The organism is Streptomyces palmae, from assembly GCF_004684805.1.
GTDB classification, from domain to species: Bacteria; Actinomycetota; Actinomycetes; order Streptomycetales; family Streptomycetaceae; genus Streptomyces; species Streptomyces palmae.
In genome coordinates this window covers 1-7,060 of sequence record NZ_SRID01000358.1, presented here as the reverse complement: position 1 = coordinate 7,060, position 7,060 = coordinate 1, and the positions used below count along the sequence as shown (strand labels likewise).

The window sequence follows — 7,060 nt, the reverse complement described above, 5'->3', positions numbered from 1 at the left end:
GCCCCCGGGTTCGCCGCGCCCGCGGCCCCGGCTCCGGCGCCCGCGCCGCAGGTTCCGGCCCCGCAGCCGGCGGCCCCCCAGGGCTTCAGTCCGCCGGGCGGCAACCCGTCCCAGTTGCACTCCGCGCAGACCATCGCCGCGCCGCTGGTCCCGCCCGGTGGCGCGGTCCCGCCGCCCGGCCCCACCGGTCAGCCCGCTCCGTACCCCGGTCAGCCGCAGCCGTACCCGGGCGGTCCGCAGCCCGCCCCGACCGGGATGCCGGGACAGCCGCCGTACGGTCAGCCCGGCGGGTACCCGGGCCAGCCCGGTGCGCCGGGGCAGTTCCCCGGGCAGCCGCCGGCCGGCTACCCCGGCCAGCCCGCTCCGTACGGTCAGCCGGGTCAGCCGGGCTTTCCCGGGCAGCCGCCCGGTGCGATGCCGCCGGGCATTCCGCCGCAGGCTGCCGCCGCCCCCGGGGTGCAGGGGGCGCTCGCCCAGTACCGGGAGGTGCCGAACGGTCAGCGCTGGACGCAGCAGAACCCCCGGCTGATCCGGGTCGACCTGGGCATAGACGGCAAGCCGATGCTGGCCAAGCAGGGCTCCATGGTGCTCTACCAGGGCAAGGTGGACTTCAGCTACAAGGGCGCCGGCTTCCGCGGCCGCATCACCGGCAACGCGACCGGCCAGGAGATGCAGCTGATGCGCTGCACCGGTCACGGGCAGGTCTTCCTGGCGGAGAACGCGGCCGAGCTGCACCCGATCGAGCTGCAGGGCGACGCCGTCTGCGTCTCCGCGGAGAACGTGCTGGCCTTCGACGAGTCGCTGCAGCACGAGGTGCGCCGGATCGAGGGCCACGGCATCCCCGGCGGCGCGCTGTTCACCATGCAGTTCCAGGGCACTGGCACGGTGGTGGTGAAGACCCAGGGCACCCCGGTGGTGCTGCCGGTCACCCCGACCACCTTCGCCGACAGCAACGCCATCGTCGCCTGGTCCGCCGGTTCGCAGGTGATCATCTCCAGCCAGGTGCGGTTGCGCCGCAACGCCTATCCCGGCCACACCGGAGAGGCCGTGAACCTCCAGTTCCGCGGCGCGCCCGGCAACTTCATCGTCGTCCAGCCCTACGAGGTCTGAGGGAGCCCGTCATGGACCAGCAAATGATCGCGGGCTACGCCCCCGCGCCGGTCTCCGCCCGGATGGAGACCCACGGCAGCAGCATGCTCAAGGTCGCCATGCAAAGCGGCCAGGACCTCTTGGCCCGCACCGGTTCGATGGTGGCCTACGAGGGGTTCGTGCAGTACGAGCCGAATCCGCCCGCGGTGCGCCAGATGGCCTCCCAGTGGATCACCGGCGAGGGCGCCCCGCTGATGAAGTGCACCGGCGACGGGCTGCTCTACCTGGCCGACTACGGCGCGGACGTGGTCTGCGTGTACCTCAACGGGGAGTCGCTGTCGGTCAACGGCACCAACATCCTCGCCTTCGACGCTCACCTCCAGTGGGGGGTGCAGCGGGTCAAGGGCATGGCCAAGTTCGCCGGCCAGGGGCTGTTCAACGTGGCCATCACGGGCACCGGATGGGTGGCCCTCACCACCCGCGGCACCCCGATCGTGGTCGACTGCGGACGCGGTGAGGACGAGACCTACGTGGACCCGGACGCGCTCGTCGCCTGGTCCACCAGCCTGAAGATGAAGGGCAAGCGCAGCTTCAAGGCCTCCTCGATGATCGGCCGCGGCAGCGGCGAGGCCTACCAGCTCGGATTCTCCGGGCAGGGCTTCGTCGTCGTACAGCCCAGCGAGGACAGCACCGACCGGCTCCGGGCCCGGGGCTGAGGGGGAACACACCATGCAGAGTCCGCTTTTCGGGTTCACCGAGAACCAGACCCAGGACCGGTACGCGCTGCAGAACCCGCAGCTGCTGCGGGTCGCCCTCAGCGGGCACGAGGACATCCTCGCCCGCAAGGGCTCGATGGTGGCCTACCAGGGCCTGATCGAGTTCGACGCGGATTACCAGAGCAACGCCCAGCGCCGCGACCGCGCGCACACCGGCGAGGGCCTGGACCTGATGCGCTGCTCCGGGCAGGGCACCGTCTACCTCGCCAACCTGGGCCAGCACATCCACATCGTGGAGGTGGACCACGACGGCCTGACCGTCGACGGCGCCTATGTGCTCGCGCTGGACTCCGCGCTGCACTGGGAGGTCATCGCGGTGGACAGCCAGTTCGGGGTCTCCGGCTCGGGCAAGTACAACCTCAACATCAGCGGCCAGGGCAAGGTGGCCCTGATGACCTCGGGGCAGCCGCTGATGCTCCAGGTCACCCCGGACAAGTACGTCAACGCGGACGCCGACGCGGTGGTGGCCTGGTCCTCCTCGCTGCGGGTGCAGATGCAGGCGCAGACCCACTCCAGCGGGGTGTGGCGGCGGCGCGGCAACACCGGTGAGGGCTGGGAGCTGAGCTTCCTCGGCCAGGGGTACGCGCTGGTGCAGCCCAGCGAGCTGCTGCCGCCGCAGAACGCCGTGATCGGCGGCGGCGTGGCGGCCCAGTTCGGCATGGGGCAGCAGGGCGCCCGCGGGCAGAACCAGGGCAACATCTGGAGCAACTGACAGCGCGAGGGGCGCGGGCCCGATCACGGGTCCGCGCCCCTCGCCATGTCCTCCGGGCCGGATGGGCGCCGGCTGTCAGAGCAGCGCGCGGGTGTCGGCCACCAGCCGGCGGACCGACTCATCGGCCACCCGCGCCACCTCGTCGTATCCGAACCAGCGCAGGTCCAGCGACTCCTCGCTGATCGCCGCCACCGCCCCGGCCGGTGCCACCGCGGCGTACTGCACGTCCAGGTGCCAGGCGCACGGGGTGTGGTGCCGGTCCAGCCGCACCGGACCGCCGGGCAGCAGGGTCAGCCCCTCGATCCCGGACTCCTCACCGGCCTCGCGCAGCGCCGCGTCCGCCAGCCGGACGTCCTGCGGCTCGCAGTGGCCGCCCATCTGCAACCACATCTGCAGCTTGCGGTGGAGGGTGAGCAGCACCCGCCCGCCGCTCGGGTCCAGCACCAGCGCGCTGGCCGTGATGTGCGCCTCCCGGTTGGCCCGCCACATGCCGTCCGGGTACCGGGCGAGATGGTCCAGGTACTCGGCGCGCAGCCGATCCTGCTCGGGGCCGGGCGCGGTCCACTCACCGAGCGCCCGGGCCGCGTCCTGGTGCAGGCTCACCGGTCTCCGCTCTCGTCCTCGCCGTCCCGCTTGCGCAGGTCAGGCCCGTCCGAGCGCTGCTCGGCGCCCGACTCCCCGGTGCCCGCGGCGCCGGTGGAGGTGCCGCTCGCGGCCTCCCCGAGCATCTTGTCCAGCTCCGAGAAGTCCAGCTGCTCGCGGTGGACGAAGCCGTCCGGATCGTCCAGGTCGGAGGCGGTGGGCAGCATGTCGGGGTGCGCCCAGAGCGCGTCCCGGCCGTCCATGCCGCGCGCGTCGGTCAGCGAGGCCCACAGCCGGGAGGCGTCCCGCAGCCGGCGCGGCCGCAGCTCCAGGCCGATCAGCGTCGCGAAGGTCTGCTCGGCCGGGCCGCCGGTGGCCCGGCGCCGGCGCAGCGTCTCGCGCAGCGCGCCCGCGGAGGGCAGATGGGGGGCGGCGGCCGCGTGCACCACGGCGTCCACCCAGCCCTCGACCAGGGCCAGCGCGGTCTCCAACCGGGCCAGCGCCGCCTTCTGCTCGGGGGTGTCCTCGGGCTGGAACATGCCGGTCTGCAGTGCTTCCTGCAGCTGCTCCGGATGGGTCGGGTCCAGCTGCCCGACCGCGTCCTCCAGCTTGGCGGTGTCGACCTTGATGCCGCGGGCGTAGCCCTCGACGGCGCCGAACAGGTGCGAGCGCAGCCACGGCACATGGGCGAACAGCCGCTGGTGGGCGGCCTCGCGCAGGGCCAGGTACAGCCGCACCTGGTCCGCCGGCACACCGAGCCCGGCACCGAACGCCGCGATGTTCACCGGCAGCAGCGCGGCCCGGCCCGCCGGGCCGAGCGGCAGCCCGACATCGGTGGAGCCCACGACCTCGCCGGCCAGGGTGCCCAGCGCCTGCCCGATCTGGCTGCCGAACATGGCGCCGCCCATGGAGCGCATCATGCCCAGCAGCGGGCCCGCCATGGCCTGCATCTCCTCGGGCAGCACATCGCCCATCGCCGTGCCCACCCGCTCGGCGACCGGGTCGACCAGCTCCTTCCACACCGGGAGTGTGGCCTCGACCCACTCCGCGCGGCTCCAGGCCACCGCGGCGCCCGAGCCGGAGGGCAGCGAGGTCGCCCCGTCCAGCCACAGGTCGGCCAGGCGCACGGCCTCCTCCACCGCGGCCCGCTCGGACGCGCCCACACTGGCGTCCTTGCCGCCCGAGGCGGTGCCCTGGGCGACGGTCTGCCGGGCGATGTCCTTGGCCATGTCCCAGTTCACCGGGCCGCCCTCATAGGAGAGCATCTGGCCCAGCTGCTGGAAGGCGGCACCCAGGTCGCCCGGGTTCAGCGAGCCGAACATGGCCGCGAACGGGTTGTCCGCGCCGCCCGCGCCACCGCCCAGGCCGAAGCCGAACGGATTCGCCGGCCCCTGGCCGCCTCCTTGGCCGCCCTTCTGCTTGCCGTTGTCGCCGTCCTCCGGCTCCTCCGGCGGGAGGCCGAATCCGAATGGGGTGTCACTCACGGGTTTCCTCGGCTCGTAGGGCCACCGGCTCGGCACCGGCGGCGAATGCCCTTCGTCACCACCCAGCGTAGACACCCGGCCCGTTTCCGGGCTCGGTGCTCCGCTGATCCGTGGGCTGCGGCAGGATGGACGTCACCTCGTACGGACGCGTGGGACGCGTTCGTACTGAAGACAACCGCTGGAGTCGCCCGGTGAGTTCCCCAGAGCGAGAAGTTCGCGCAGCGCGAAACGATACGGCCCGCCCGCTGGGCCGCCCTGTGGTGGCGGTCACCGGTGCCGCGGCCGGGGTCGGGGCGCTGCTGACGCGCCGGCTCGCCGAGTCCGACGAGATCAAGCAGGTCGTGGCCATCGACGAGCGGCGCGGTGAGACCCCCGAGGCGCACTGGCACGTGCTGGACGTGCGCGACCCGGTGATCGCCGAGAAGCTGCGCGGGGTCGATGTGGTCGTGCACCTGGCCGTCGACCTCGACCTGGAGACCGACCCGGCCGCCCGCACCGCCTACAACGTGCGCGGCACCCAGACGGTGCTGACCGCCGCGGCGGCGGCCGGGGTGCGGCGGGTGGTGCTGTGCACCTCGGCGATGGTCTACGGGGCGCTGCCCGACAACGACGTCCCGCTGGCCGAGGACGCCGAGCTGCGGGCCACCGCGGAGGCCACCGGGGTCGGCGACCTGCTGGAGATAGAGCACCTGGCACGGCGCGCGCCCCGGGCGCACCCGGGCCTGAACGTCACCGTGCTGCGCCCGGCCGTACTGGTCGGCGGCACCGACACCGCGCTCACCCGCTACTTCGAGTCGCCGCGCCTGCTGGTGGTCGCCGGATCCCGTCCGACCTGGCAGTTCTGCCATGTGGAGGACCTGGTCGGCGCCCTGGAGTACGCCGCGCTGGAGAAGGTCGAGGGCGAGCTCGCGGTCGGCTGCGACGGCTGGCTGGAGCAGGAGGAGGTCGAGGAGCTGTCCGGTATCCGCCGGATGGAGCTGCCCTCGGCGGTCGCGCTGGGCGCCGCGTCCCGGCTGCACCGGCTCGGGCTGACCCCCTCGCCGGCCGGCGACCTGGCCTACACCATGCACCCCTGGGCGGTCAGCGGCAGCGGGCTGCACGACGCGGGTTGGCGGCCCCAGTGGACCAACGAGGAGGTGCTCGCCGAGCTGCTGGAGGAGGTCGCCGGGCGCCGTACGGTCGCCGGGCGGCGGCTGGGCCGCAAGGACGCCACCGCGGCGGGGGCGGCGGGCGCCACGGTGGCCCTGCTGGGCACCGCGGCCCTGGTCCGCCGGGCCCGCAAGGCACGCCGCCGCATCTGACCGCGGCCAAGCGCGGAGCCTCGCGGTACGGAGACGCTCCGCCGGTACGTCGCCCTGGCACGCAAGCCGCGCCGCCGCAGCTGACCGCGGCCGGGGCGCGGAGCCACGCGGTACGGAAACGCCCTGCCGGTACTTGTCCGCATCCGACCGCGGGCCCGGGGCCCGAAGCCGCGCGGTGCGGAAGCGGAGGTCCGGTACGCGGCACTCGGCGTTCTACGGGGCAGGGCGGCTGGGGCACGATGGGCCCATGGCACAGGAGCACTCTTCCCCCGCGGCGCGGCACGGCGACCGCGTCCATCCCGGCGAGTCGGCGGTCGCCGATCCGATCCGACTGCTGGCGATCCGCGACACCCCGCTCTCCGTGGACGAGGTCTTCGGGGCCGTCGGCGATGACGCGGCCGGCGGCACCGCGCTCTTCGTGGGCACCGTGCGCGATCACGACGGGGGCGCGGACGTGGCCGCGCTGGGCTACTCCGCGCACCCCACCGCGGAGGCCGAGCTGCGCCGGGTCGCGGAGAAGGTGGCCGCCGACTTCCCGGTGCGGGCGCTGGCCGCGGTGCACCGGATCGGGGATCTGGCCATCGGGGACCTGGCGGTGGTGGTGGCCGTCTCCTGCCCGCACCGCGCCGAGGCGTTCGCCGCCTGCCGCAGGTTGATCGACGACCTCAAGGCCGAGGTGCCGATCTGGAAGCACCAGACGTACGCGGACGGCTCGGACGGCTGGGTGGGGGTCTGAGGACGGGACGCCCGGACGGCCGGGCGGGCGTCCGAAAGGCGCCCCGGCCGTGCCCGGTTGGCGGATTCGCGCTTGCGTAACCGGCACCCTGGCGTGAGCGTTGATCAGGCAGACGACTAATCTGCTCATCTGTCAGTTGCTTACGCATAGGGGTCGGAGGCCGCAGTGGCTGCGCTTCTCTGGTTGCTCATTCCGGTTGCCGCGGCGATCGCCGCCGTGCTGTACGCGGGATGGGCCACGCGCAACCGCAAGACCGGCGATGGCGCCGAGCTCGCCGGGTACGCCCGGTTCCGCGAGGCGATGGAGCGTTCGCATTCCGGTTCCGACGTGGCCTAGCGGAACGGGGACCCCATGCGTCCGCCGAGGGGGCGGGCTGGGCG

General features: G+C 73.7%; 8 protein-coding genes. 6 read left to right on the top strand and 2 right to left on the bottom strand.

Annotated elements, in window-relative coordinates; all coding sequences use genetic code 11:
- From E4099_RS26570 to E4099_RS26560, 3 genes are all read left to right on the top strand, one after another.
- A partial coding sequence (locus tag E4099_RS26570) for an AIM24 family protein (RefSeq protein ID WP_135341663.1) occupies window positions 1-1,110 on the top strand: 1,110 nt, incomplete at its 5' end.
- An 11-nt stretch (window positions 1,111-1,121) separates the two neighbouring features.
- Window positions 1,122-1,805, top strand: coding sequence for an AIM24 family protein (locus E4099_RS26565; RefSeq protein ID WP_135341662.1), 684 nt, complete (start codon window positions 1,122-1,124; stop codon window positions 1,803-1,805).
- Window positions 1,806-1,818: 13 nt separating this feature from the next.
- Complete coding sequence (locus E4099_RS26560) at window positions 1,819-2,577, top strand: AIM24 family protein (RefSeq protein ID WP_135341661.1); 759 nt, start codon at window positions 1,819-1,821, stop codon at window positions 2,575-2,577.
- Window positions 2,578-2,652: 75 nt separating this feature from the next.
- On the opposite strand, the gene E4099_RS26555 is transcribed toward E4099_RS26560, so the two are convergent.
- Both E4099_RS26555 and E4099_RS26550 read right to left on the bottom strand, forming a co-directional pair.
- On the bottom strand, window positions 2,653-3,180 hold the full coding sequence (locus E4099_RS26555; RefSeq protein ID WP_135341660.1) for an NUDIX hydrolase: 528 nt from the start codon (window positions 3,178-3,180) through the stop codon (window positions 2,653-2,655).
- Window positions 3,177-4,643: a zinc-dependent metalloprotease gene (locus E4099_RS26550; RefSeq protein WP_135341659.1), complete on the bottom strand. Its 1,467-nt coding sequence runs from the start codon at window positions 4,641-4,643 to the stop codon at window positions 3,177-3,179. The genes E4099_RS26555 and E4099_RS26550 overlap by 4 nt, the downstream gene beginning before the upstream one ends.
- Before the next feature lie 191 nt (window positions 4,644-4,834).
- Here E4099_RS26550 and E4099_RS26545 point away from each other — a divergent pair, with 191 nt between their 5' ends.
- The 3 genes from E4099_RS26545 to E4099_RS33225 all read left to right on the top strand — a co-directional run bounded on the left by E4099_RS26545 (window position 4,835) and on the right by E4099_RS33225 (window position 7,016).
- Window positions 4,835-5,944 carry an SDR family oxidoreductase gene (locus E4099_RS26545; protein ID WP_135341658.1) on the top strand — a complete coding sequence of 370 codons (1,110 nt, stop codon included), beginning with the start codon at window positions 4,835-4,837 and terminating at the stop codon, window positions 5,942-5,944.
- Between the two features lie 247 nt (window positions 5,945-6,191).
- The gene (locus E4099_RS26540) at window positions 6,192-6,680 is read left to right on the top strand and encodes a molybdenum cofactor biosynthesis protein MoaE (protein ID WP_135341657.1); all 489 of its coding nucleotides are present in this window, start codon (window positions 6,192-6,194) and stop codon (window positions 6,678-6,680) included.
- Between the two features lie 165 nt (window positions 6,681-6,845).
- Window positions 6,846-7,016 carry a hypothetical protein gene (locus E4099_RS33225; protein WP_167828486.1) on the top strand — a complete coding sequence of 57 codons (171 nt, stop codon included), beginning with the start codon at window positions 6,846-6,848 and terminating at the stop codon, window positions 7,014-7,016.
- The last annotated feature ends 44 nt before the right edge of the window (window positions 7,017-7,060 follow it).

Excerpts from the sequence above, each read along its gene's own strand:
- E4099_RS26540 (WP_135341657.1), top strand. The coding sequence starts at position 6,192 with ATGGCACAGGAGCACTCTTCCCCCGCGGCGCGGCACGGCGACCGCGTC.
- E4099_RS26565 (WP_135341662.1), top strand. The coding sequence starts at position 1,122 with ATGGACCAGCAAATGATCGCGGGCTACGCCCCCGCGCCGGTCTCCGCC.
- E4099_RS26560 (WP_135341661.1), top strand. The coding sequence starts at position 1,819 with ATGCAGAGTCCGCTTTTCGGGTTCACCGAGAACCAGACCCAGGACCGG.